Here is a 23,601-nt window from a genome sequence, read left to right as displayed (position 1 = left end):
CAGATCCAGCTGCTCCTCCCGCAGCGCGGCGAACGACGTGTCCGGCGCCGGCACGAAGCGGCGCCCCGCGGCGGCCGCGACCTCGCGGAGGAACGGGAGGCCCGCCGGGGCGCCGCCCTCGATCAGCTGAAGCAGCGCACGCGTGTCCGCGTGCTCCTCGATCAGGTCACCGAGCAGATCCAGCTGCTCCTCCCGCAGCGCGGCGAACGACGTGTCCGGCGCCGGCACGAAGCGGCGCCCCGCGGCGGCCGCGACCTCGCGGAGGAACGCCCGGCGGAAGCCGTCCGACTCCAGCGAGCCGTGCCAGTGCGTGCCCCACACCGATCCCACCCGGCACCCGTCCAGGAACGGCTCGCCGCCCAGCACCTCGGCCACCCCGTGGTGGATCTCGTAGCCCGAGACCTCCTCGCCCAGCGCCGTACCGGCCGGCCGCGCCAGGGTCTTCTCGACGGCGAAGCGCACGCGCACCGGCAGCAGACCCAGCCCCGCCACCGAGCCCGCCTTCGACTCGACCTCGTCCTCGATGTGCTCGCCGAGGGCCTGGAAGCCGCCGCAGATGCCCAGCACCGGACGCCCCTCGGTGGCGCGCCGGGCCAGCGCGTCGGCCAGCCCCCGCTCCCGCAGCCAGCGCAGGGCCTTCACCGTGCCGCGCGTACCGGGGACGACGACCAGGTCCGCGTCGGCCAGTTCCTCGGCCCGGTCCACGAACCGCACGACCACGCCCGGTTCGGCCGCGAGCGCGTCGACGTCGGTGAAGTTCGACATCAGCGGCACCGCGCACACCGCGACCCGCAGCACGTCCTCCCCGACCGGCGGGGCCACCACGGACTCGCGGACCGCGCCCCGCAGGGAGACCCGCAGCCCGTCCTCCTCGTCGATGCCCAGCCCGTGCTGGAACGGCAGCACCCCGTACGTCGCCCGCCCGGTGAGGGACCGCAGCATCTCCATGCCCGGCTCCAGCAGGGACACGTCACCGCGGAACTTGTTGACCAGGTAGCCGGCGATCAGCGACTGGTCCTCGGGCGACAGCAGCGCCGTCGTCCCGAAGAAGGAGGCGAAGACCCCGCCCCGGTCGATGTCGCCGACGACGACCACCGGGAACCGCGCGGCCCGCGCGATGCCCATGTTCACGATGTCGGTCCGGCGCAGGTTGATCTCGGCCGGACTGCCCGCCCCCTCGCAGATCACGGCGTCATACGTGCCCCGCAGCTGCTCCAGGCAGTCCGTGACGATGCCGAGCAGCTGCTCCTGGCGGCCGCCGTGGTAGCCGCGGGCGCTCATCTCGCCCACCGGCTTGCCCAGCAGCACCACCTGGCTGCTGCGGTCGCCGCCCGGCTTGAGCAGGACCGGGTTCATCAGCGCCGTCGGCTCCACCCGGGCGGCCTGGGCCTGCATCGCCTGGGCGCGGCCGATCTCGGCGCCCTCCCGGGTCACGAACGAGTTCAGCGACATGTTCTGCGCCTTGAACGGCGCCACCTTCACCCCCTGGCGGGCCAGCCAGCGGCAGATGCCCGCCGTGACCACGCTCTTGCCCGCGTCGGAGGTGGTACCCGCGACCAGCAGTCCGCCGCCGCGCCTCGTGCCGCTCATGCCCGGTCCCTCTTCCTCTTCGCCGTCGCCGCCGTCACGGCGCACCGGACCGCCACGCAGGCGCCCAGCGCCAGCCAGGTCACCCGCCGCGACAGCCCTACCGCCCGTTCGATGTCCGCGACCTCCACCGGCCGCCCCCGCTCCCCGTTGAGCACGGCCCGGTGCTCGACCCGTCCCGCGTAGGACAGGGTCCCGCCCAGCCGGACGCCGAGCGCCCCGGCGAAGGAGGCCTCGACGGGGCCGGCGTTGGGGCTGGGGTGGGCGGCGGCGTCGGCGCGCCAGGCCCGTACGGCGCCCCGCCGGTCGGGGCCGGCGGCCACGGCGGCGAGGGCCGTCAGCCGGGCCCCGGGCCAGCCGGCGAGGTCGTCGAGCCGGGCGGAGGCCCAGCCGTAGCGCAGGTGGCGGGGCGACTTGTGGCCGACCATCGCGTCCAGGGTGTTCACGGCGCGGAAGGCGAGCAGCCCGGGCACCCCGGCGACGGCCCCCCACACCAGGGCCCCGACCACGGCGTCGGAGGTGTTCTCCGCGACGGACTCCACGACGGCCCGGGCCATCTGCTGTTCGTCCAGCGCCTGGGGGTCGCGCCCGCACAGGTGGGGGAGCCGCTCCCGGGCCACCTCGGCGTCCCCGGCGGCCAGTGCCCCGCCGATGGCGCGGGCCTCCCGGCCGAGGCTGGTGCCGCCGACGACGGCCCAGGTGGCCGCGGCGGTCAGGGCGATCCGGGCGGCCGCGGGCCGGGAGCGCACGGCGCGCGCGCCCAGCGCTCCGACGGCGGCGGCCCCGCCGGCGCATACGAGGGTGTGCAGGACGCCCCGGGCGCGGTCGTCGCGCCACAGGGCGCGCTCCACGGCGGCGGCGGCTCGTCCGAAGGCGGCGACGGGGTGCCCCCGGCGAGGATCCCCGAGGATCCGGTCGCCGATCAGGCCCGCCGTGACGCCGTACGCGAAGACGCGGTCGGCACGCATGGTGGCAGGTATGTCCTCACTCAGGGTCCGCGCCCTGGTTCGACGTGTCCGGCGGCGAGAGTTCCTGGCTCCCGGGGCGCACGCGCGGCGTGCGCTCCCCGGTGACAGTGGCGGGACCGCGCCGGATTCGCACCGGACTTCCTCTCCATGCCGCCGTATTGGCTCGGGCAGTCCACCACGCCCCGCGAACGCCCGTCAACTTACCGTTGACCTGCGGTGGGACGGGGGGCGACCAGGGGGCGGCCGGGGGCTCCGGGTACGCGAAAGCTCCCCCCGGGGATTCCCGGGGGGAGCCTTCGTACGCGGTGCCGCCGCGCGGAGACGGGGTGGGTCTCAGCTGACGATCAGGTAGATGGCGTAGGCCACGGCCGCGGCGCAGAGCGCGAAGCAGGCGTAGGCGCCGGTGCGGGCCAGGGCGGCGGTGCCGCCCTGCTCGGTGGCGGTCTCGTGCTTGGAGAGGCCCACCAGGCCCAGGCTGAACAGGGCCACGAGGGCGACGGTCGCGGAGAGGCTGACCCCGAAGACGGAGCCGAGTGCTGCCCAGTCGATCTTCATACTGCCGATTCCTCTGTCGTTCTCGGGATCAGACCGCGGCGGCCGGAGCCGTCGGGGTCGCCGGGTTCGCCGTGGCGGCCGGGATGGTGGCCTTGAGGTCCTCGTCGGTCACCGCGGCGGTGGTGCCGGCGGCCGGGGGGACGGCGACGGCCGCGATGGCGGTGGTGACCACGCCGGGCTGCTCGGCCTCGTCGGCGGCGGCCTCGTTGACGTTGGTGTGGTCGACGACCTGGCGGCGCGAGATCAGCCAGATGGCCACGCAGGAGGCGACCAGGAAGAGCGCGACGGCGGTGACGCCGACGTCACCGGTGCGCATGACCAGCTCGGCGCCCGCGGAGACGAGGGCGGCGGCCGGCAGGGTCAGGCCCCACGCGACGAACATGCGGGTGGCGGTGGACCAGCGGACCACACCGCCCTTGCGGCCCAGGCCCGCGCCCATCACCGCGCCGGAGCAGGCGTGGGTGGTGGAGAGGGAGAAGCCGAGGTTGGAGGAGGCCAGGATGACGCTCGCGGCCGAGGTCTGGGCGGCGAAGCCCTGCTGCGGGTGCAGGTCGGTCAGGCCGCTGCCCATGGTGCGGATGATGCGCCAGCCGCCCAGGTAGGTGCCCATCGCGATCGCCATGCCGGCGGAGACGATGACCCAGACCGGGGGGTTGGAGCCGGGGGCGAGGGCGCCGCCGGCGACCAGGGCCAGGGTGATGATGCCCATCGTCTTCTGCGCGTCGTTGGTGCCGTGCGCGAGGGAGACGAGACCGGCGGAGGCGATCTGACCCGCCTTGTAGCCCTTGGCCGAGGTCTTCTGCCCGATCTTGCCGTTCAGCCGGTAGGTGACCTTGGTCGCCAGCATCGCGGCCACACCGGCCACGATCGGGGCGGCCACCGCCGGGATGAGGACCTTGGTGACGACGACGCTGCCGTTGACCGCGCCGAGGCCGGCCGAGGCGACCGCGGCGCCGATCAGGCCGCCCATCAGGGCGTGCGAGGAGCTGGAGGGCAGTCCGACGAGCCAGGTGACCAGGTTCCAGAGGATCGCGCCGACGAGCGCGGCGAAGATCACTTCGGGCTGGATGCCCTCTTCGTTGACGAGGCCCTTGGAGATCGTCTTGGCGACCTCCACGGACATGAACGCGCCGACGAGGTTGAGCACGGCGGACATGGCCACCGCCGTCTTGGGCTTGAGGGCGCCGGTCGAGATGGTGGTGGCCATCGCGTTGGCTGTGTCGTGGAAACCGTTCGTGAAGTCGAACACGAGAGCGGTGATGATCACGATCCCGAGGAGAAGCGTTATGTGCTCCATTTACCCAGGCTTCTGTTTGGCGTCAGTGGCTCGGCGACCGTAGGCAACCTGGGTGAACGGAAGATGAACTGGCTGGGGCGGGGTGGTGTCCCCGATGGGCCTCCCATCAGGCCCTTCGTCCCGATTCTTTCGTAGTTATCGGCATTCATGCACGTCAGGGACGGGTAAACGGAACCTCCCGGCAGGGCTCCGGGGCCCGTTCACGGACCCCTCGGCGGCGGTGAAAGAGAGCTAGATCACTCGGCCCCGTCCGGCCCCCGGTCCGCGGCCCCGCCGCTCGGACTCCGCTCGGACTCCGGTCGGCCGCCGGTCGGGATCCGGCGGAGCCCTCCGGTGGCCGCCCCGCCCCCTCGCCCCGACACTGGAGCGGTGCGTACCGCCACTGCGACGGCCGCGGCCGTCACCACGACCCTGATCGGTGCCGGAGCGGCCGCGGCCCTGGCCGGCCGGTACGCCGCCGACGCCGCCCTGCGGCCCGAACCCGGCCGCCCCCTGCCCGGCGGACCCCGGCTGAGCGTCCACTCCGCCGAAGGCGGCCGGATCGTCCTCACCCGTTCGCTGGCCTCCCTGCGCCCCGGCGTCCACGGGCTGACCGCGCCCGGGGTGCACGCCGCCGTCGGCCCCGTCGTCGAGGGCGTCCCGCACGACCCGGCCACCGTCGTACGCCGCCTCCTGCGCGTCAGCCACGGCACCCTCGAACCCGGCACCCGCGTCACCCTCACCCCGCAGGTGTACGCGGGCAACCCGCGCACCGCCCTCGGCCTGGACCACGCCGACGTGGACGTCCCCGGGGAGCTCGGCCCGCTCCCCGCCTGGTTCGTCCCCGGGGGCCGGCAGACCTGGGTGATCACCGTCCACGGCCTCGGCGCCGGCCGGGAGCACCCGATGGTCGTCATGCCCTTCCTGAACCGCCTCCGGCTCCCGGTGCTCTCCCTGGCCTACCGGGGCGACCTCGGCGCCCCCGCCTCCCCGGACGGCCTCGGCCACCTCGGCGAGTCCGAGTGGCGCGACCTGGACGCGGCCATCCGCTACGCCCTGCGCTACGGGGCCCGGCGCATCGTCCTGCACGGCTGGTCCACCGGAGCCGCCATGGCCGTGCGCGCCGCCGAGCGCTCCGCCCTGGCCGGCCGGATCTGCGGCCTGGTCCTCGACTCGCCCGTCCTCGACTGGCACACCACCCTGCGGGGCCTCGCCGCCGCCCGCCGCACGCCGGCCCCGCTGCTCCCCTTCGCCGTCCGGGCCGCCGAGGGCCGCGCCGGGCTGCGCGCGGACCACCGGGCGCCGTTCGCGGACCCCGGCGGGCTCCGAGTCCCCGTCCTCCTCTTCCACGGCCCCGACGACACCCTGGCCCCCTGGGAACCCTCCCGCAGGCTCGCCGCCGCCCGGCCCGACCTGGTCACCCTGCACACCGTCCGGGACGCCGCGCACGGGGCGATGTGGAACGCCGACCCGGCCCGCTACGAGGAGGCCCTGCGGCGGTTCCTGACCTCGCTCATGTAAGCCGTCCGGGTGAATCGGGAGGGGCCGGCGGGGCTTCACGGAAAAGGGGTTCCGGGAGTCGTCTTGTGGCGCTGGAGTGAAGGCGGTGTGGCGGACGGGACACAGTGGGTGGTCTGTCCCGGTTCCTCCACCCCGTGACCTGTGGAAATGACCCGTTCCGTTTGGGCTTTCGGCCAGTGACGGGCGAGACTGCTTCCGTGACGTCCCGAAAGCCTGATGAGCAGTTGGCTCGCGACTCCAGACTCCGACTCGTCTCCCCGCGCTCCGTCGCCACGGCGCGCAAGGCGGTGACCGACCGGCGAACCCGGCCGGCTCCCCGGCCCCCGGCGGGCACCCCCGCCACGGCGGACCTGGCGAACCGCGCCCGCGCCTCCCTGGCCGACGCGGTACGGCTGGCCCGCTGGGCCGAGCTGAACCTCGGCGCGGGCGGCGGCGGCCGCCCCGCACCGGCCGGCGCCCTGCCCGCCGTCGACGTCGAAAAGGCCTCGGCGGAGCTGGGCCTGACGCACGGCCAGATCCGGGTCGGCTGGGACCGCGCCCGGCTCTCCGGCCTCGTCGAGGTCCACGGCGGCCAGGCCCGCCCCGGCTGGCGGCTGAGGGCCTGGGACCGGGACGACACCGCCGTGCTGCGCGGCTGGGTCGCCCTCTTCGACGCCTGGTCCCTCGTCCACCCGGCCCCCGCCGACATCACCCCCTCGGCCGTCGCCGAGGTCGTCGAGGCGATGCCCCAGCTGCTGTCCCTGCTCCAGCTGTCGGCCGGCCCGGTGACCGTGCCGGACCTGCTGGACCTCCTCGGGCAGCGGGTCACCGAACTGCGCGACGAGCGCTGCGAGGTCCCCTACGAAGCGGAACCCGCCCAGGGCTCCGCCGCGGAACCGCGCCCCCTCCCGCTCGCCCGGCTGCTGCGCTGGGCGCTGGGCGGACTCGCCGCCGTCGACGCCGTCACCCTCGGCCCCGCGCGGGCCACCCTGACCCCGCTCGGCAGCTGGGCCGTCTGGGTCAAGCTGGAGCAGATCTGCGTCGCCGCCCAGAGCCCGGCCGGGAACATCGAGCAGTCCGCCGCCGCCATGCTGCACGGCTGCGCCCGGCTCACCCCCGGACCGGCCCGCGCCGAGTACCGGGCCTGGCTCGCCGCCCGGCCCGTCGGCCACGCCGTCAGCGAGCTGCTGCACGCCGCCCGGGGCGAGGACGCCCTGCTGCGGGGCCTCGCCTTCGAGGCCCTGCGCGTGGTCGGCGCCCCCGCCGAGCCCGAGGTGCGCGCGGCCGTACGGGAACCGGCCCTGCGCCCCTACGCCCTGCTCTGGCTCGCCGAGCACGACGGGGTGGACCCGGACGAGGCCCAGGACGTCCTCACGCCCGAGGAGTCCACCTGGCTCTGGGTGGACACGGCCGCGGCCATCGCCGACCACGGCGAGGCCGACCTGCTCGCCCGCCACCTCGACTCCGCGGTCCGCACCACGGTGCCCCGGCTGCTCGACGAGGTCCGCGCCGTCGGGCACCCGCGCACCGTCCAGGTCCTGGTCGCGCTGGCCGCCGCCCACCCCGACCCCGCCCTGGCCAAGGCGGTCCGGCGGGCCGCTTTCCAGGTCCACACCGGCGGCGCGTGAGCCCTGGCCGGGCCTTTACCCGACCCCGCGCCGTGGGCGGCCCTGCCGGTGGCGGCCCGCGGGCCGTCCGTGGCCGGTCGCGCGGTTCCCCGCGCCCCTCACGGGGCGCGGGGCCCCGTCAGAGCTGCGGGGCGTACGTGCCGAAGCTCCAGACGTTGCCCTCGGCGTCCCGGGCCATGTAGTCCCGCGAGCCGTAGTCCTGGTCGGTGGGCTCCATGAGGATCTCCACGCCGTGCTCGGCCGCCCGCCGGTGATGGGCGTCCACGTCGTCGACCACGATGTAGACCCCGGCCGGGCCGGCCGCCTCCATGACCTTGTCGAAGACCCCGCCGCGCCCCTTGCTCCCCAGCATCACCGCGCCGTTGCCGTACGCCAGCTCGGCGTGCATCACCGAGCCGTCGTCACCCTCGTAGACCGCGACCTGGGTGAACCCGAACGCCTCGGTGAGCTGCTGGATCGCTGCCTTCGCGTCGCGGTAGAGCAGCGCGGGGTAGATGGACGGAACGCCTGCCATGACGATCACTCCCTCTCGTGACGGGCACCAAAGTGACCCGCGTCACAGCATGGCAGGCGCCACTGACACTCAGCGGAAGGTGTTGCACTGGGCCATGTCGCCCGTGCGGTAGCCCTGGTAGAACCACTGCTGGCGCTGCTCCGCCGAACCGTGCGTCCAGGACTCGGGGGTCACCCGCCCCTGGAACTTCTCCTGGATCCGGTCGTCGCCCACCGCCGCCGCCGCGTCCAGCCCGTCCCGGATGTCCGCGTCGGTGAGGTTGGTGATCAGCGGCCGTCCCGTCGACTTGTCCGGGGTCCTCGTCGCGTTGTGCGCCCACACCCCCGCGTAGCAGTCGGCCTGGAGCTCGACCTTCACCGCGTTGCTGTTCGCGCCCGTCTGGCCGTTCTGGGCCCGCGCCAGCGTCCCCGTCAGGTTCTGGATGTGGTGCCCGTACTCGTGCGCGATCACGTACGCCTGCGCGAAGGGGCCGCCGGTGGCCCCGAACTTGGTCCGCAGGTCGTCGAAGAAGCCCAGGTCCAGGTAGACCTGCCGGTCGGCGGGGCAGTAGAAGGGCCCGACCGCCTTGCTGGCCGCCCCGCAGGCGGTGTTCACCTGGCCGGAGAAGAAGACCGTCGACGCCGGGGTGTACTTCCCGCCGCGCCGCTGGAACTCCTGCCTCCAGAAGTCCTGTGTGCTGTTCACCACGGCGACCAGCCGGCAGTCCTCCCGGGCGTTCGCGTCACTGCCCTTCTTGCAGCTCTGCTGCACCTGGGCGACCGAGGAGGTCGTCGAGGCCGGCTGCGGATTCCCGTCGGACAGCCCCAGCTGGTCCGGCCCCACCCCGAAGAGCAGGCCCAGGACCAGGGCGATCAGCCCGACGACCCCGCCTCCGATGGTGGCCCGCCCGCCCGGGATGCGGCTGTTCCGTACGTCCTTGACCTCGGACGTGTCCAGATCCGCGTCGTCGTCGAACTGCATGCGCACCGCCCTCCACGCGTGGCCAACCCCTTCATCCTGATACGTGCCCCGCCCGCCCGGCGTGGCCCCTGGGCCGAACGGGTGAGGGCCGGGCACCGAAAAGTGGTTGCGCACCCCCGTTAGAATGGCTCCATGGCAAATCTCCTCGCGGATTAGCGGCGTCGAAGAACGCGCGTCCCGCCCCCCTCTGCCGCCGTCCATACCGCTCTGGAGTATTTCCGTGATCACCGCCACCGGCGTCGAGCTGCGCGCCGGCGCCCGCGTCCTCATCGAGTCCGCTTCCTTCCGCATCGCCAAGGGCGACCGCATCGGCCTCGTCGGCCGCAACGGAGCAGGCAAGACCACCCTCACCAAGTGCCTCGCCGGCGAGGGCCAGCCCGCCGCCGGCAGCATCACCCGCTCGGGCGAGGTCGGCTACCTCCCGCAGGACCCCCGCACCGGCGACCTCGACGTCCTGGCCCGCGACCGGATCCTCTCCGCCCGCGGCCTCGACGTCCTGATCAAGAAGATGCGGATGAACGAGGAGCGCATCGCCACCGGCTCCGGGGGCACCCGCGAGAAGGCGCTCAAGCAGTACGAGCGCCAGGAGACCGAGTTCCTCACCAAGGGCGGGTACGCCGCCGAGTCCGAGGCCGCGACCATCTCGGCCGCCCTCAGCCTCCCCGACCGGGTCCTCGGCCAGCCGCTGCACACCCTCTCCGGCGGTCAGCGCCGCCGCGTCGAGCTCGCCCGCATCCTCTTCTCGGACGCCGACACCCTGCTCCTCGACGAGCCCACGAACCACCTCGACGCCGACTCGATCATCTGGCTGCGCGACTACCTGAAGACCTACCGCGGCGGCTTCGTCGTGATCTCCCACGACGTCGACCTGGTCGAGACCGTGGTCAACAAGGTCTTCTACCTCGACGCCAACCGCTCGGTCATCGACATCTACAACATGGGCTGGAAGCTCTACCAGCAGCAGCGCGAGGCCGACGAGAAGCGCCGCAAGCGCGAGCGCCAGAACGCCGAGAAGAAGGCCGCGGCCCTGAACTCGCAGGCCGACAAGATGCGCGCCAAGGCGACCAAGACCGTCGCCGCCCAGAACATGGCCAAGCGCGCCGAGCGCCTGCTCTCCGGCCTGGAGGCGGTCCGCGTCTCCGACAAGGTCGCCAAGCTCCGCTTCCCGGACCCGGCGCCCTGCGGCAAGACCCCGCTCACCGCCGAGGGCCTGTCGAAGTCGTACGGCTCCCTGGAGATCTTCACCGACGTCGACCTGGCCATCGACAAGGGCTCCCGCGTGGTCATCCTCGGCCTCAACGGCGCCGGCAAGACCACGCTGCTGCGCCTGCTGTCGGGCACCGAGAAGCCCGACACCGGCACGGTCGTCCCCGGTCACGGCCTCAAGCTCGGCTACTACGCCCAGGAGCACGAGACGCTCGACCCGGAGCGCACGGTCCTGGAGAACATGCGCTCCTCCGCCCCCGACCTGGACCTGGTCGAGGTGCGCAAGACGCTCGGCTCCTTCCTGTTCTCCGGCGACGACGTGGACAAGCCCGCGGGCGTGCTCTCCGGCGGTGAGAAGACCCGTCTGGCCCTGGCCACCCTGGTCGTCTCCTCGGCGAACGTGCTGCTCCTCGACGAGCCCACCAACAACCTCGACCCGGCCAGCCGCGAGGAGATCCTCGGCGCGCTGCGCACCTACAAGGGCGCCGTCATCCTCGTCACCCACGACGAGGGCGCGGTGGAGGCCCTGGAGCCGGAGCGGATCATCCTGCTCCCGGACGGCGTCGAGGACCTGTGGGGCCCGGACTACCGTGACCTGGTCGCCCTCGCCTGATCCCCTCCCGCCGGGTTGATCCAGTCCCGTATGGATCATTCGGCGCAGACGTGATCCATCATCTGAGTGAGACCGTCTCGTACCGTCGCGCTCTGTACAACGACCCCGGCCGCATCCTCCCGGATGCGTGACCGGGGTCGGCTGTTTTCCGCGCCGCGCCCCTGACCTGCCGATTCCCTCCGGCGGCGGAGGAATGTGACGGAGGTCATGCAGCGGAAGAGAAGATTCCGTTCTGCTCGCGCGTCCACGGGCTGAGAAATGCCGCCGTACCGACCTTGCTGAATGGGTGGCCAGGAAGCCGGGGAGGGGTGATCATGAGAAGCACAGAGCGCACTTCCCACGAGGAGGCACGGGTGGCCGAGACTCTGAAGAAGGGCAGCCGGGTGACCGGCGCCGCGCGCGACAAGCTCGCGGCAGACCTGAAGAAGAAGTACGACTCCGGTGCGAGTATCCGGGCGCTGGCCGAAGAGACCGGCCGGTCCTACGGATTCGTCCACCGGATGCTCAGCGAGTCCGGAGTCACGCTGCGTGGTCGCGGTGGCGCGACGCGCGGAAAGAAGGCGGCCGCGGCCTGACCCTGGCCGACAGGCCGGGGCCGGTGCCGAGGACCGTCCGACAGCTCCGTTCCGTTCCACGCATGGTTCCGCATGGTTCTTTCGGTGACCCCCGGTCGGCTCCATGGCCGACCGGGTGGTTACTGTGCAGTCACTTAGGCCGGGAGTCCGGCCATGACTGCACACCGGAGGCACCAGATGGCTCTGCTCGACAAGGATGGCGTACGGCTCACCATCGACGACACGGTCGCCACGGTGACGCTGACCAATCCGGCCAAGCGAAACGCTCAATCCCCCGCGCTCTGGCGGGCGTTGGCGGAGGCCGGAAGGTCGCTGCCCGGCACGGTCCGGGTGGTCGTGCTGCGCGGCGAGGGCAAGTCCTTCTCCGCCGGGCTCGACCGTCAGGCGTTCACCCCCGAGGGTTTCGAGGGCGAGCCGTCCTTCCTCGATCTGGCGCGCGGTTCCGACGAACTGCTCGACTCCACCATCGCCGAGTACCAGGAGGCTTTCACCTGGTGGCGGCGCAATGACATCGTCTCCATCGCCGCCGTGCAGGGGCACGCCATCGGCGCCGGCTTCCAGCTCGCGCTCGCGTGCGACCTGAGGGTCGTCGCGGACGACGTGCAGTTCGCCATGCGCGAGACCAGCCTCGGGCTGGTCCCCGACCTGGCCGGCACCCAGCCGCTGACCGCCCTGGTCGGCTACGCCCGCGCGCTCGAAATCTGCGCGACGGGGCGGTTCGTGCACGCCGAGGAGGCCGAGCGGGTGGGCCTGGCGAACCTCGTGGTCCCGGCCGCCGAACTGGAGGCCGCGGTCCAGGACCTCACCACCGCGCTGCTGGCTCCGCCGCGGGACGCCGTCATCGAGACGAAGGCGCTGCTGCGGGGGGCGCCGGGGCGCACGTACGACGACCAGCGCTCGGCCGAACGCGCGGCCCAGGCGCGCCGCCTGCGCGACCTGGCGGGGCTCTCGGAGTAGTTCCCCTGCCCACCCGGTGCGCTCAAACGCCGCGCGGGCTGGAATTGCCGCGCAGCGGCAGAATCCAGTCCCGCCGGCGTTTGAGGCACGGGGGTCCGGGGGCGGAGCCCCCGGGAACGGCGCCGCACCCGCACCCGCGGCGCCCGGCTAGAAGCCGTGCCGGAAGCCGCCGTCGACCGGGAGCATGACGCCCGTGAGGTACGACGCCGCCGGCGAGAGGAAGAACGCCGCCGTGCGGCCGAACTCCTCCGGCGTCCCGTACCGCCGCAGCGGGATCCGGGCCTCGTGCGACGCCCGCGCGGCCACCGCGTCGCCGGACAGCGAGTCCAGCTCCCGCACCCGGTCCGTGTCGATCCGCGCCGGCAGCAGCCCGATCACGCGGATCCCGCGCGGCCCCAGCTCCACCGACAGGGACTTCGCGAAGCCCGCCAGCCCCGGCCGCAGGCCGTTGGAGATGGTCAGGCCGGGGATCGGCTCGTGCACCGAGCCCGACAGGACGAAGCCGATGACCCCGCCCTCGCCCAGCTCCTCCGCCGCCGCCCGGGCCAGCCGCACCGCGCCCAGGAACACCGAATCGAACGCCGCCGTCCACTGTTCGTCGGTGTTGTCCGCCGCACCGCCCGGCGCCGGTCCGCCGACGCTGATGAGGATGCCGTCGAGCCGCCCGAAGCGCTCCTTGGCCTCCGTCACCAGCCGTACGGCGGAGCCCGCGTCGGCGTTGTCCGCCGCCAGGCCCACCGCGTCCGGCCCCAGCTCGGCCGCCGCGGCCGCCGCCCGCTTCTCGTCCCGTCCGGTCAGCACCACCTTCGCGCCCTCGGCGGTCAGCTCGCGCGCGGAGGCGAAGCCCAGGCCCCGGGTGGCGCCGGTGACGATGTAGACACGGTCCTTCAGTCCAAGATCCATGCGGGCCAACCTACGCCGAAGCGGGCTCCGGCTCCACGGCGGCCGCCTTCGCGGCCTCCGCATCGAGGTCGCGCCGCTCCCGGCGCACCAGCACCAGCCAGCCCACCGGCACCGCCGCCGCGAACAGCCACCACTGCACGGCGTACGCCATGTGCGGGCCGATCGAGTCGTGGTCGGGCTCCGCCACCGCCTCGGGCGCGCCGCCGGGCGGCAGCGGGGAGGTCAGTTCGAGGTAGCCGCCGAGGACCGGCTTGCCCAGGTAGGCGGACTGCTGCTCGCTGTTGACCAGCATCACCTGCCGGTCGGGCAGGCCCTTGCGGTCCTTGATGCCGCTGCCGCCGCTGGTCTCGTCGGCCTTGAGCCGTCCGGCGACCGTCACCTCGCCCGAGGGCGCGGCCGGCACCGGCGGGTAGGCGGTCGGGTCGTCCCCGCCGGGCACCCAGCCCCGGTTGACCAGCACCACGCGGCCGTCACCCAGCACCAGCGGGGTCAGGACCTGGAAGCCGACCTTGTCGTCGTTCGAGGTGCGCATCCGCACGACGACCTCGTGCGCGGAGTCGTACGTACCGGTGGCCGTGACGGCGCGCCAGTAGTCGGACCGCGGGACGGTGTGGCCGGGGGAGGTGACCTCGGTCACCGGCACGGGCTTCGCGGACAGGTTCTTCGCGATCAGCTCGTTCTGGGCGACCCGGTGCTCATGGCGGTGGTACTGCCAGAACCCCAGCTTGATCATCACGGGGATGAGGACGAGGGCGATGAGGGTGAGGCACACCCACTGCCGGGTCAGCAAGAAGCGGTACACGCCCATGACGGTACCCGCCGGGGGAAAGACCCCGGAGGCCGGGTGGCCTTCCGGGGTGGAGGGGGAGGAAAGCGGACGGGTCAGACGCGGTCGACGATGCCCACCTTCCCCTCCGCGCGGGCGCAGTGCCCGCCGCAGAACCACTGCCCCTCGACCTCCACGCCCTGCCCGATGATCTGCACCCGGCAGTGCTCGCAGATCGGCGCCATGCGGTGGATGGCGCAGGAGAAGCAGTCGAAGACGTGAACCTGGCCCTGCGCATGAACCTCGAAGGACATGCCGTAATCGTTTCCGCAGACCTCACAACGTGCCATGCGCCGCATGCTTCGCGGGCCGGCGGACCGGAACAAGATCCACCGGGGTGAGTCGCCGCGCCTGCACCCGCCCGGAGCAACGCCCGGGCCGCTACTCCCCGGCGGGCGCCACGTCCCGCAGCAGCTGCGTGAAGGCCGCCTCGTCCACCACGGGGGTGCCGAAGGCCTTGGCCTTGACCGTCTTGGAGGTCGAGGAGTCGGGGTCGTTGGTCACGAGCAGGCTGGTGAGCCGCGACACACTCGACGCCACGTGCAGCCCGGCCTCCACGGCCCGGTCCTCCAGCAGCTCCCGGTCCACCGAGGTGTCACCCGAGAAGGCGACCCGCATGCCCTGCTTCAGCGGCCTGCCGTCCTCGAACCGCCCCGGGTTCGGGTACGGGGAGGGCGTCAGCTTCCGCGAGGCGCGCCAGCTGCCCCCGCCCCCGTACGAGGCCTGGTAGCCGACCCGGGGGCGGGCGGGGGAGTCCGACCACTCCGTCAGCGGGCGGCACTCCAGCAGGGGCAGCCGTACGCCGTCCCGCGCGGCCGCGTGCAGCGACGGACGGAAGGCCTCCGCCAGCACCCGGGCGTCGTCGAGCGCGTGGTGGGCGCGCTGCTGGACCACCCCGTAGTGGGCGGCGAGGGACTCCAGCTTGTGGTTGGGCAGCGGCAGGTCCAGCTCCTTCGACAGGGCGATGGTGCACAGCCGCTGGCGCACCGGCGCCGCCGACGAGGCCCGCGCGTACTCCCTGGCGATCATCTGCCAGTCGAAGATGGCGTTGTGCGCGACGAGGACCCGGTCGGCGAGCCGCTCGGCGAACTCCCCGGCGATGTCCTCGAAGAGGGGCGCGTCCGCGAGCATCTCGCTGGTCAGCCCGTGGATCCAGACAGGCCCGGGATCCCGGCGCGGGTTGACCAGGGTGTACCAGTGGTCCTCGACGTCGCCCCGAGCGTCGAGCCGGTAGACGGCCGCGGAGACTATCCGGTCGTCGCGAGCGAGCCCGGTCGTCTCCACGTCGACGACCGCGTACCCCCGGGGGTACGCGGTCGGCCACGTCGTGTCTGCGGTCGTACGGTCGTCGAGCATGGTCATAGAGGATACGGGCCCTCACCGACAGTTCCGATCCGCCGGCGGATCACCCGCCCGCCAGCAGGGCTTCCGTCAGGGCCCGCACCGACAGCGCGAAGAGCCGTTCCGGGTCCGCCGGGCGGGCCAGGGCGCGGGCCAGGTCCGGGTCGTCGGGGGCGGCCGCCGGCTCCCACAGCTCGCCCTCGCCGGGGGACTGGACGGGGGAGCGCTCGCGGTTGCGCTCCAGCAGGACGAAGCCCACCACCTGGAACTGGACGGCGCGCACCGCGTCGGCCGCGCGGGCCCCGCTCAGTCCCGCCGCCCGGACCTCGGCGACCAGCGCCCGCTGGGCCGGCAGGAACATCCGGTCGGTCAGCCCGCGTTCGTGGACCATCGCGATCAGGTGCGGCCGCTCGCGCAGTTCGCGGCGCATGGTGGCGGCGACGGAGACGATGCGCTCGACGGGGGTGCGGCCGGCGGGCCGGACGGCGCCCATGTCCCGGACGGTCCGCTCGACGAGGGCGTCCAGGAGCTGCTCGCGGTTGCCCACGTGCCAGTAGATGGAGGTGACCGCCGTGCCGAGCTCGGCGGCCAGCTTGCGCATGGTGAGGGCGGCCGGGCCGTGCCGCCTGACCAGCGCCGCCGCGGCCGCCAGTACCGCCTCGCGGGTGAGCGGGCTCCTCGCCATCGGCGTCCTCCCGGGGTCGGCTGATCCGACGCACCGTCAGTTTTGGTGCGTGCGGCCCTCTTTACCCTTCATCGGCGGCGGTGTAACTGTGTTACAGAACCCCTCCCCCGGACTCCGTCCGGGGGGACCCCCAGAAGGGTGGTGCGGAACATGGCACGCGTACGGTACGGAGCGCGCACCGAGGCGGAGACCGCCGCGGCGCGCGAGAAGAGCTCGAACCTCCCCGACATCTGGTCCACCGGAGTCGTGGCCGTCTGGGAGACCGACCCGGACGTGGTGGCGGCCGTCCTGCCGCCGCCGCTCAAGCCCGCCGAACGGCCGCTCGTCCGGGCCAACATCAGCAAGGTCGACCTCCCCGGCTACCCGCTGGGTGCCGGCTCGGTGGCCGTCTCCGCCCGGCACGGCGGCGTCGAGGGCTGGTACCCCCTCGTCATGCCGATGACCCACGAGCGCGCCCTGACCGGCGGCCGCGAGGTCTTCGGCGAGCCGAAGAAGCTCGGCGAGGTCACCGTGGAGCGCGAGGGGCTGGTCGTCCGGGCCGCCCTCGCCCGGCACGGCATCGCCTTCGTGGAGGTCCGCGGGGCGGTGGACCGGGCGCTGCCGCTGCCCGAACCCACCCGGAAGACGGACTTCTACTTCAAGTTCCTGCCGGCCGTCGACGGCTCCGGCTTCGAGGACGACCCGGTCCTCGTGCACTGCACGCGCAACGAGAAGGTCCGCAGGCTGGAGCACCTCACCGGTGACGTGATCCTCCGCGAGTCGATGTACGACCCCGTCGCCGACCTGCCCGTACGCCGCCTCGTGGAACTCACCATCGGCGAGAAGACCACCGACCAGCGGGGCCGGGCCGTCGAACGGGTCAGCGCCCAGGCCCTGCTGCCCTACCTGCACCAGCGCTACGACGACCCGCAACAGGCCTTCGACGGACCACCCGAGGGGAGTGCGTGACATGAGGCTCGACACCGGACAGGTGGCCGTCGTCACCGGCGCCGCGAGCGGCATCGGCCTGGCCATGGCCCGCCGCTTCGCCGCCGAAGGCCTCAAGGTGGTCCTCGCCGACGTCGAGGAGGGCGCCCTGCGCAAGGCCGCCGACGAACTGCGGGCGGAGGGCGCCGAGGTGCTCGCCCGCACCGTCGACGTCAGCGACCGCGACTCCGTCGTCGCCCTCGCCGACGCCGCCTACGACACCTTCGGCGCGGTCCACGTGCTGTGCAACAACGCGGGCGTCGGCTCGGGCGCCGAGGGCCGCATGTGGGAGCACGAGCCCAACGACTGGAAGTGGGCCTTCTCCGTCAACGTCTGGGGCGTCTTCCACGGCATCCAGGCCTTCGTCCCCCGCATGATCGCCGCCGGCGCCCCCGGACACGTGGTCAACACCTCCTCCGGCGACGGGGGCATCGCCCCGCTGCCCACCGCCTCCGTGTACGCCGTCACCAAGGCGGCCGTGGTCACCATGACCGAGTCCCTCTACGCCCACCTCAAGGCCGAGGGCGCCCCCGTCGGCGCCTCCGTCCTCTTCCCCGGACCGCACATGCTGCGCACCGGGCTGTGGGAGTCGCACCGCAACCGCCCCGAGCGCTACGCGAAGGAACGGCCGCGCAGGTCCCCGTACCGGACCCTCGACCAGTACGAGTCCGCCATGCGCGCCGCCGGGCACGAGGTGCGCTTCACCCCGGTCGAGGAGGTCGCCGGGCACGTCGTCGACGGCATCCGCGCCGACCGCTTCTGGATGCTCCCGGCCAGCGAGCACAGCGACCGGCAGATCCGCGCCCGCTCGCAGTCCATGCTCGACCGCGCCAACCCCGCCTACCTGGAAAACTTCATCCTCGACTGAGGAGAAACAGCGTGAACGCGTACGAAGACCCGTACCTGATCATCTCCTCCGACTGCCACGCCGGGCTGCCCACCGAGCAGTACCGCCCCTACCTCGACTCCCGCTTCCACCGCGCCTTCGACGAGTTCCTCGGCCAGCGCGACGCCCGCCGTGAGGAGGCCACCCGCCTGGGCATCCGCAACGAGGCCTTCGCCGAGAAGTGGTTCCACGACCACGAGGAGGGCCTCAAGGGCGGCTGGGACAGCGCCCAGCGGCTGAAGGAGCTCGACGGCGACGGGGTCGCGGCCGAGGTCGTCTTCCCCGACGCCGACGCCGTGGACAGCCAGACCGCCGCCCCCTTCGGCGTGGGCCTCGGCCTCTCCGGCGACCAGGACCCCGAACTAGGCATGGCGGGGGCGCAGGCCCACAACCGCTGGCTCGCCGAGTTCGTCTCCCGCAACCCCGAGCGGCACTGCGGCGTCGCCCTGCTGCCCGTCACCGCCGATCCGGACAAGGTGGTCGCCGAGATCCACCGGGCCAAGGAGTCCGGCCTCGGCGCCCTGATGATCCCCTCCATGTGGGTGGACAAGGCCCCCTACCACGACCGCCGCTACGACCCCGTCTGGGCGGCCGCCGCCGAGACCGGCATGCCCGTCCTCACCCACTCCGGCGCCGCCCCGCGCCACGAGTACGGCGACCACCTGGGCATCTACGTCTCCGAGGTCACCTGGTGGCCGGCCCGGCCGCTGTGGTTCCTGCTGTGGTCCGGTGCCTTCGAACGCCACCCCGGCCTGAAGTTCGGGGTCGCGGAGTCGGGCTGCTGGTGGCTGCCGAACCAGCTGTGGTTCATGGACCGCCTCTACCTCGGCGCGCACGGCGGCAAGAAGCTCTCGCCCTTCGCGGAGCTCAAGCGGCCGCCGAGCGAGTACCTCGACCGGCAGGTGTTCGTCTGCGCCACCAACACCAAACGGCGCGAACTCGCCCAGCGCTACGAGATCGGCGTGGACAACATCCTGTGGGGCTCGGACTTCCCGCACCCCGAGGGCACCTGGCCCGACACCCGCAACTGGCTGGCGCGGACCTTCCACGACATCCCCGTCGCCGAGACCCGGCGCATGCTGGGCCTGGCGGCGGCCGAGGTCTTCGGCTTCGACACGGCGAAGCTCGCCCCGCTCGCCCGCCGGATCGGCCCCACCCCGGCCGAGCTGGGCCAGAGCCCGGACCAGGCCGCGGTGGAGGCCTCCTGGGCCCGCTCCCGCGAGACCGGCCGGCACTGGCTGACCGGCGAGGACTTCCCGGTGCTGGGGGTCTCGTCATGACGGGGACCGAGGACCGCTACACGGTCGTCTCGGCGGACTGCCACGCGGGCGCCGACCTGCTGGACTACCGGCCGTACCTGGCCAAGCGGCACCACGACGCGTTCGACGCCTGGGCCGCCGCGTACGTCAACCCGTACGAGGACCTCCTCGCCGACACCGCCGACCGCAACTGGAACTCGGCGCGCCGGCTGGCGGAGCTGGAGGCGGACGGCATCGTCGCGGAGGTGGTCTTCCCGAACACCGTCCCGCCGTTCTTCCCCAAGGCCTCCCTGATGGCCCAGCCCCCGTCGGCGGCCGAGTACGAACTGCGCTGGGCGGGCCTCCAGGCGCACAACCGCTGGCTGGCCGACTTCTGCGCGGACGCGCCGGGCCGGCGGGCGGGGGTGGCGCAGATCCTGCTGAACGACGTGGACGCGGCGGTGAAGGAGATCCGCCGCACGAAGGAGGCGGGGCTGACGGGCGGCGTCCTGCTGCCCGGCGTCCCGCCCGGGTCGACGGTGCCGGAGCTGTACTCGGACGCGTACGACCCCATCTGGGCGGTCTGCGACGAACTGGACGTCCCGGTCAACCACCACGGCGGCTCGGCGTCGCCGCCGCTGGGGGACGAGCCGGCGGCCCGAGCGGTCTTCATGGTGGAAACCACCTGGTTCTCGCACCGGGCCCTGTGGCACCTGATCTTCGGCGGCGCCTTCCGCCGCCACCCGGGCCTGAAACTGGTCCTGACGGAACAGGGCTCGGGCTGGATCCCCGGCGTCCTGCAGATGCTGGACTACTACCACGGCCGCCTGGTCGCGGCCTCGTCCACGGCGGAGTCCAAGTTCGGGGCGGGCCTCGCGGACTCGATGGGCAAGGGCCCGAGCGAGGTGTGGCGGGACAACTGCTTCGTGGGCGCCAGCTTCATGCGCCCCCACGAGGTCCCGCTGCGGGAACGGATCGGCCTCGACAAGATCATGTGGGGCAGCGACTACCCCCACGACGAGGGCACCACCCCGTACTCCCGCGAAGGCCTGCGCATCGCTTACGCGGGGCTCCCGAGGGAGGAGGTCGCGGCGATGGTGGGCGGCAACGCGGCGCGGGTCTACGGCTTCGACCTGACCCTGCTGGACGCGGCGGCGGCGAAGTGCGGCCCGCTGGTCTCGGAGGTGGCCGAGCCGTTGAAGTCGGTCCCCCCGGACGCCACCAGCCCGGCGTTCGCCCGAGGGGGGTCGGTCCGGGTCTGGTGACGGGCGGCTCCCGCCGGGGCGGATCAGTAGGAGTTCAGCCACTTGATCCGCCCGGGCGGGAACAGTTCGGCGCCGCGCACCTCCATGTCCTGGTGGATGCGGACGGTCAGATCCGGCATCCGGGCGAGGGGTGCGAGGTCGACGGTGCCGCACGCGCTGAACGAGAGCCGGGTCAGCGCGGTGAGTTCCTTGAGGGCCCCCAGTCCGGCGGCGAACCGGCAGTCGGCGAAGTGGACGGTGTTCAGGCTGGGGAACCGCAGCAGATCACCGGCGTCGAACGAGTGGTGGTGGAGGAGCTGGAACGAGGTGAGGTCGGGCGCCCGGACCACCGCGGAGAGTTCCTCGGCTTGTCGGTTCCCCGAGAGGCTCAGGTACGACAGGTCGGGCCAGCGCTCCAACCCGTCCAGGGACAGTTGCTCCGTGCCCTCGTAGAGCCACAGGCTGGTGAGTTGTCGCAGTCCCGGCAGGTCACCCACCGACCGGTGGCCACCGGTGGTGGCCAGACCGAGTGAGACCAGGTCGGGAAGCCGCCCGAGAACCCCCAAATCGACATGGTGGGTGCCGATCGTGAAGAGGTTCTTCAGCGGCAGTTCCGCCAGTGGTCCAAGGTCTGACAGCGCCGTGCAATGGGAAAGGCCGAGATGCTCCAGACCCGACTGCCCGGCCAGCGGTCCGAGGTCCGTCAACTCGGGTGAGTTGAGCACGTACAGCATGCGCAGGCCGCTGCGCGTCGCGACCTCGGGCGGTATCCGCGGGATGTCGTACAGCCGCAAGCGGTCGAACTGGGGGAGTGACGCCAGACAGTTCAGCTGCGTCTGCGTTCGCAGCGTCAGCACGCCGCCTCCCAGCGAAGCTTCGGTGAGTACCGCCCCGGCGTACTCAGCGGCTGGAAAGCGGCCCCAGGAGTCGTCCAGCTCCGTCGCAGCCAGGTCGCGTACGTCCTCGCGGAACCGGCGGATCACGGAGAGGGCCCGTTCCCCGCCCACCAGGGATGCTGTCCGGATCGTGGCGGCAGACTCCTCCTCGCCCAGTCCCTTCGGCCCCGGCAGCAGCTCCAGCACCAGCTCCCCCGCCTTCGCCAGCTCCTCCGCCTGCTCCGGCGTGCGCGGCGGCAGTAGCTCCGCCGTGCGGGACTGGATCTCGCTCCGCAGGGACGGGTCCAGTTCCGGGGCGTGTTCCAGGCAGGCGGCGGCCAGGAGGGTCAGGCGGTTGCGGGCCCCCTTGACCTTGTCCGCGCGCTTCAGGAGGCCCCGCAGCAGGCGGGTGCGTTCGTCCGGGCGGGCGTGCCCCACCGCCATGCGGATGACGTCGTCCCACGTGTCGTCCTGGGCGTTGCGGACCAGGACGCCGAAGTCCCTCGACTCCACCGCCGCCTTCGCGCCCAGGTAGTCCTGGAAGGTGCGGTGGACGAAGTCCACCGAGCCCTTCACCGGCTCGCGCAGCAGCCCGCTGCGGATCAGGAGGTGGGTGAAGACCTGCCCCGCATCGCCCCGGACCTGCGGCATGGCCTCCAGCCACTCCCCGACCAGCTCGACGGCCTCCTCCCGCCCCGCCTCCACCTGGCCGTTGCGGATCAGCCAGTACGCGAACCGCTGGAGCAGCAGGATCTGTTCGTCCCGGGAGAGGTAGACCCCCTCCACCCCCGCGATCTCCCGCTCCGTGTCCCGCCGGACCAGCAGCATGTCCAGCGCCGCGTCGTACAGCTCCTTCCGCGCCCGGGGCAGCTGCATCCGCCGGTCCCGGTTCAGGGCGCAGAGCAGCGCGCACATCAGGGGGTTGGTCGCCAGGCGGCCCAGGTCACGCCGCGCCGTCACCGCCTCGCGCAGCGAGGACTCGTACGCGTCCAGTTCCTCGCCCGGACACTCCGCCCGCGCGGCCCGGTGCCAGTGCCCGATGAACGCCCCCACCTCCTCCCGCTCCATCGGCAGCAGCGCGTGCGGGACGAAGCCCTGCCCCGCCAGCCAGTCCTCCGGCACCGCCGAAGGGCGGGTGGTGACCACGTAGCGGGCCCGCGGGAAGGCCGAGATCAGGGAGCGCAGCCAGGCCTCCGTGCGGCTGCGCAGCCGCTGCGGGACCTCGTCCACCCCGTCGACCAGGACCAGCGCCCGGCCGCTCAGCATCAGCTCCTCCGCCCACCCCGGCGGAGCCGACAGCGGTACGCCGCCCGCCTTGAGGAACTCCTCCGGCAGGGGCAGGTGGTCGGACGTCGTGAAGGACCGCAGACGAAGGACGAACGGCACGGACAGGGCCCACGGGCCCTCCGCCCGCCGGGCCGCGTTCAGCGCCAGCCACTGGAGCAGGGTGCTCTTGCCCGAGCCCGCCGGGCCGCGCAGCAGCACCCGTTCCGCCGCGCCGAGCGCCTGGTCGGCCCGGAGCGTCGTACGGTGCGGTCCGGGCTCGCCCGGCAGCAGCGGCGGCTGCTCCCCGCTCACGGCCAGGCCGATGTACGCCAGGTCCAGCGGCCACTCCTCCCGCGCCCGGCCGGTGGTCAGGCCGAAGAGCTGGAGCCGGCCGTGGGTGTCGGCCACGTAGCGCGCGTACCGCTCCTCGAAGGCGTGTGCCGCCCCGTCGGCGCGGTCCGCCAGCCGGTCCACCGACCGCTGTAACGCCCCGGTGCGCCGGACGAGTTCCACCTCCGCCCGCGCCCCGAACGAGGGCAGCGTCGTCAGGTACTCCACCGCGTGCGCGCAGGCCAGCCGGATCAGGTCCCGGGCCAGGGCCCCGGCCGCCGGGCTCAGCCCCGCCCCCGGCGGCACCGGCAGCCGGGCCGCCAGCTCCGCCGGGTCCAGGTCCGCCGCGAAGAGGGCCTCCGGGTCCAGGCGGCCCGTCCCGGCCGCGAAGGCGTCGGCGACCGCGTCGAGCGCCGCGAGCCGTTCGTGTTCCGGCAGCCGGGCGGCGGCCGCGCCCAGCCGGTCCGCCAGTTCCCCGGCCAGCCTCCGCGCCTCCGGGGCGCCGAGCTCCTCCGGCCGGCGCCAGCGCGCGGCCGGCCGGACCGGCCGGTCGACGAGGCCCGCGCCGGGTACCTGCCCGAGCCGTGACCGGTACAGCCAGCCCGCCGCCGTGCTCGCCGCCCGGAGTGCGGCGGTTTCCACCCCTGCCATGCACCCTCCCCCTTGTACCCGAGGTAACCCCGTCGGATACTGATCGGTAAC

General features: G+C 73.3%; 21 protein-coding genes and 1 riboswitch. Of the genes, 9 read left to right on the top strand and 12 right to left on the bottom strand.

The window, feature by feature from the left end; all coding sequences use genetic code 11:
• From AB0O29_RS12940 to AB0O29_RS12925, 4 genes are all read right to left on the bottom strand, one after another.
• Positions 1–1,590 (bottom strand): cobyric acid synthase (locus AB0O29_RS12940; protein WP_365150479.1); only part of this gene is annotated, 1,590 nt, incomplete at its 3' end.
• A complete protein-coding gene (locus AB0O29_RS12935) occupies positions 1,587–2,555 on the bottom strand; it encodes a cobalamin biosynthesis protein (RefSeq protein WP_365150476.1) in 969 nt (322 codons plus the stop codon). The genes AB0O29_RS12940 and AB0O29_RS12935, both read right to left, overlap by 4 nt.
• Before the next feature lie 58 nt (positions 2,556–2,613).
• Positions 2,614–2,700, bottom strand: a riboswitch (cobalamin riboswitch).
• 188 nt (positions 2,701–2,888) lie between these two features.
• The gene (locus tag AB0O29_RS12930) at positions 2,889–3,110 is read right to left on the bottom strand and encodes a hypothetical protein (protein WP_365150473.1); all 222 of its coding nucleotides are present in this window, start codon (positions 3,108–3,110) and stop codon (positions 2,889–2,891) included.
• 28 nt (positions 3,111–3,138) lie between these two features.
• On the bottom strand, positions 3,139–4,407 hold the full coding sequence (locus tag AB0O29_RS12925; protein ID WP_365150470.1) for an inorganic phosphate transporter: 1,269 nt from the start codon (positions 4,405–4,407) through the stop codon (positions 3,139–3,141).
• Between the two features lie 369 nt (positions 4,408–4,776).
• On the opposite strand from AB0O29_RS12925, the gene AB0O29_RS12920 reads away from it, so the two are divergent.
• Positions 4,777–5,907, top strand: coding sequence for a hypothetical protein (locus AB0O29_RS12920; protein WP_365150467.1), 1,131 nt, complete (start codon positions 4,777–4,779; stop codon positions 5,905–5,907).
• A gap of 287 nt (positions 5,908–6,194) precedes the next feature.
• Positions 6,195–7,514 (top strand): hypothetical protein, encoded by a 1,320-nt coding sequence (locus AB0O29_RS12915; RefSeq protein WP_365150491.1) that lies wholly within the window; start codon positions 6,195–6,197, stop codon positions 7,512–7,514.
• 118 nt (positions 7,515–7,632) lie between these two features.
• Here AB0O29_RS12915 and AB0O29_RS12910 read toward each other — a convergent pair whose 3' ends face one another.
• Together AB0O29_RS12910 and AB0O29_RS12905 are read right to left on the bottom strand one after the other, a co-directional pair.
• Complete coding sequence (locus AB0O29_RS12910) at positions 7,633–8,028, bottom strand: VOC family protein (RefSeq protein ID WP_365150464.1); 396 nt, start codon at positions 8,026–8,028, stop codon at positions 7,633–7,635.
• A gap of 69 nt (positions 8,029–8,097) precedes the next feature.
• Positions 8,098–8,988, bottom strand: coding sequence for a neutral zinc metallopeptidase (locus AB0O29_RS12905; RefSeq protein ID WP_365150461.1), 891 nt, complete (start codon positions 8,986–8,988; stop codon positions 8,098–8,100).
• 220 nt (positions 8,989–9,208) lie between these two features.
• Here AB0O29_RS12905 and AB0O29_RS12900 point away from each other — a divergent pair, with 220 nt between their 5' ends.
• From AB0O29_RS12900 to AB0O29_RS12890, 3 genes are all read left to right on the top strand, one after another.
• The gene (locus tag AB0O29_RS12900) at positions 9,209–10,807 is read left to right on the top strand and encodes an ABC-F family ATP-binding cassette domain-containing protein (protein ID WP_365150458.1); all 1,599 of its coding nucleotides are present in this window, start codon (positions 9,209–9,211) and stop codon (positions 10,805–10,807) included.
• Positions 10,808–11,160: 353 nt separating this feature from the next.
• On the top strand, positions 11,161–11,382 hold the full coding sequence (locus tag AB0O29_RS12895; protein WP_007263382.1) for a helix-turn-helix domain-containing protein: 222 nt from the start codon (positions 11,161–11,163) through the stop codon (positions 11,380–11,382).
• Between the two features lie 177 nt (positions 11,383–11,559).
• Positions 11,560–12,339 carry an enoyl-CoA hydratase/isomerase family protein gene (locus tag AB0O29_RS12890; RefSeq protein ID WP_365150455.1) on the top strand — a complete coding sequence of 260 codons (780 nt, stop codon included), beginning with the start codon at positions 11,560–11,562 and terminating at the stop codon, positions 12,337–12,339.
• A gap of 147 nt (positions 12,340–12,486) precedes the next feature.
• Here the strand turns inward: AB0O29_RS12890 and AB0O29_RS12885 are convergent, their stop codons facing one another.
• The 5 genes from AB0O29_RS12885 to AB0O29_RS12865 all read right to left on the bottom strand — a co-directional run bounded on the left by AB0O29_RS12885 (position 12,487) and on the right by AB0O29_RS12865 (position 16,094).
• The gene (locus tag AB0O29_RS12885) at positions 12,487–13,242 is read right to left on the bottom strand and encodes an SDR family oxidoreductase (RefSeq protein WP_365150452.1); all 756 of its coding nucleotides are present in this window, start codon (positions 13,240–13,242) and stop codon (positions 12,487–12,489) included.
• A gap of 10 nt (positions 13,243–13,252) precedes the next feature.
• Complete coding sequence (locus AB0O29_RS12880) at positions 13,253–14,044, bottom strand: SURF1 family protein (protein WP_365150449.1); 792 nt, start codon at positions 14,042–14,044, stop codon at positions 13,253–13,255.
• 80 nt (positions 14,045–14,124) lie between these two features.
• Positions 14,125–14,358, bottom strand: coding sequence for a hypothetical protein (locus tag AB0O29_RS12875; RefSeq protein ID WP_365150446.1), 234 nt, complete (start codon positions 14,356–14,358; stop codon positions 14,125–14,127).
• A 91-nt stretch (positions 14,359–14,449) separates the two neighbouring features.
• Positions 14,450–15,430, bottom strand: coding sequence for a DEDDh family exonuclease (locus AB0O29_RS12870; RefSeq protein ID WP_365150443.1), 981 nt, complete (start codon positions 15,428–15,430; stop codon positions 14,450–14,452).
• A 43-nt stretch (positions 15,431–15,473) separates the two neighbouring features.
• Positions 15,474–16,094, bottom strand: a complete 621-nt coding sequence (locus tag AB0O29_RS12865) for a helix-turn-helix domain-containing protein (protein WP_365150440.1) — start codon at positions 16,092–16,094, stop codon at positions 15,474–15,476.
• A 150-nt stretch (positions 16,095–16,244) separates the two neighbouring features.
• Here AB0O29_RS12865 and AB0O29_RS12860 point away from each other — a divergent pair, with 150 nt between their 5' ends.
• From AB0O29_RS12860 to AB0O29_RS12845, 4 genes are read left to right on the top strand one after another with little or no spacing between them, the layout of a single operon-like run.
• Entirely contained in the window at positions 16,245–17,042 is a 798-nt protein-coding gene (locus tag AB0O29_RS12860; RefSeq protein WP_365150437.1) for an acetoacetate decarboxylase family protein, read from the top strand.
• 1 nt (position 17,043) lies between these two features.
• Positions 17,044–17,928, top strand: a complete 885-nt coding sequence (locus tag AB0O29_RS12855) for an SDR family NAD(P)-dependent oxidoreductase (protein WP_365150435.1) — start codon at positions 17,044–17,046, stop codon at positions 17,926–17,928.
• 11 nt (positions 17,929–17,939) lie between these two features.
• Complete coding sequence (locus tag AB0O29_RS12850; RefSeq protein WP_365150432.1) at positions 17,940–19,226, top strand: amidohydrolase family protein; 1,287 nt, start codon at positions 17,940–17,942, stop codon at positions 19,224–19,226.
• Positions 19,223–20,449 (top strand): amidohydrolase family protein, encoded by a 1,227-nt coding sequence (locus tag AB0O29_RS12845; RefSeq protein ID WP_365150429.1) that lies wholly within the window; start codon positions 19,223–19,225, stop codon positions 20,447–20,449. Before AB0O29_RS12850 ends, AB0O29_RS12845 begins: the two co-directional genes overlap by 4 nt.
• Before the next feature lie 23 nt (positions 20,450–20,472).
• On the opposite strand, the gene AB0O29_RS12840 is transcribed toward AB0O29_RS12845, so the two are convergent.
• A complete protein-coding gene (locus tag AB0O29_RS12840) occupies positions 20,473–23,550 on the bottom strand; it encodes an NACHT domain-containing protein (RefSeq protein ID WP_365150426.1) in 3,078 nt (1,025 codons plus the stop codon).
• Between the last annotated feature and the right edge of the window lie 51 nt (positions 23,551–23,601).

This window comes from Streptomyces sp. NPDC089915 (assembly GCF_040684675.1).
GTDB lineage: Bacteria > Actinomycetota > Actinomycetes > Streptomycetales > Streptomycetaceae > Streptomyces.
This window is presented reverse-complemented; position numbering and strand designations above follow the sequence as displayed.

Excerpts from the sequence above, each read along its gene's own strand:
- AB0O29_RS12865 (WP_365150440.1), bottom strand. The coding sequence starts at position 16,094 with ATGGCGAGGAGCCCGCTCACCCGCGAGGCGGTACTGGCGGCCGCGGCG.
- AB0O29_RS12855 (WP_365150435.1), top strand. The coding sequence starts at position 17,044 with ATGAGGCTCGACACCGGACAGGTGGCCGTCGTCACCGGCGCCGCGAGC.
- AB0O29_RS12840 (WP_365150426.1), bottom strand. The coding sequence starts at position 23,550 with ATGGCAGGGGTGGAAACCGCCGCACTCCGGGCGGCGAGCACGGCGGCG.
- AB0O29_RS12860 (WP_365150437.1), top strand. The coding sequence starts at position 16,245 with ATGGCACGCGTACGGTACGGAGCGCGCACCGAGGCGGAGACCGCCGCG.
- AB0O29_RS12890 (WP_365150455.1), top strand. The coding sequence starts at position 11,560 with ATGGCTCTGCTCGACAAGGATGGCGTACGGCTCACCATCGACGACACG.
- AB0O29_RS12930 (WP_365150473.1), bottom strand. The coding sequence starts at position 3,110 with ATGAAGATCGACTGGGCAGCACTCGGCTCCGTCTTCGGGGTCAGCCTC.
- AB0O29_RS12925 (WP_365150470.1), bottom strand. The coding sequence starts at position 4,407 with ATGGAGCACATAACGCTTCTCCTCGGGATCGTGATCATCACCGCTCTC.
- AB0O29_RS12910 (WP_365150464.1), bottom strand. The coding sequence starts at position 8,028 with ATGGCAGGCGTTCCGTCCATCTACCCCGCGCTGCTCTACCGCGACGCG.
- AB0O29_RS12875 (WP_365150446.1), bottom strand. The coding sequence starts at position 14,358 with ATGGCACGTTGTGAGGTCTGCGGAAACGATTACGGCATGTCCTTCGAG.
- AB0O29_RS12885 (WP_365150452.1), bottom strand. The coding sequence starts at position 13,242 with ATGGATCTTGGACTGAAGGACCGTGTCTACATCGTCACCGGCGCCACC.
- AB0O29_RS12845 (WP_365150429.1), top strand. The coding sequence starts at position 19,223 with ATGACGGGGACCGAGGACCGCTACACGGTCGTCTCGGCGGACTGCCAC.
- AB0O29_RS12905 (WP_365150461.1), bottom strand. The coding sequence starts at position 8,988 with ATGCAGTTCGACGACGACGCGGATCTGGACACGTCCGAGGTCAAGGAC.
- AB0O29_RS12935 (WP_365150476.1), bottom strand. The coding sequence starts at position 2,555 with ATGCGTGCCGACCGCGTCTTCGCGTACGGCGTCACGGCGGGCCTGATC.
- AB0O29_RS12870 (WP_365150443.1), bottom strand. The coding sequence starts at position 15,430 with ATGACCATGCTCGACGACCGTACGACCGCAGACACGACGTGGCCGACC.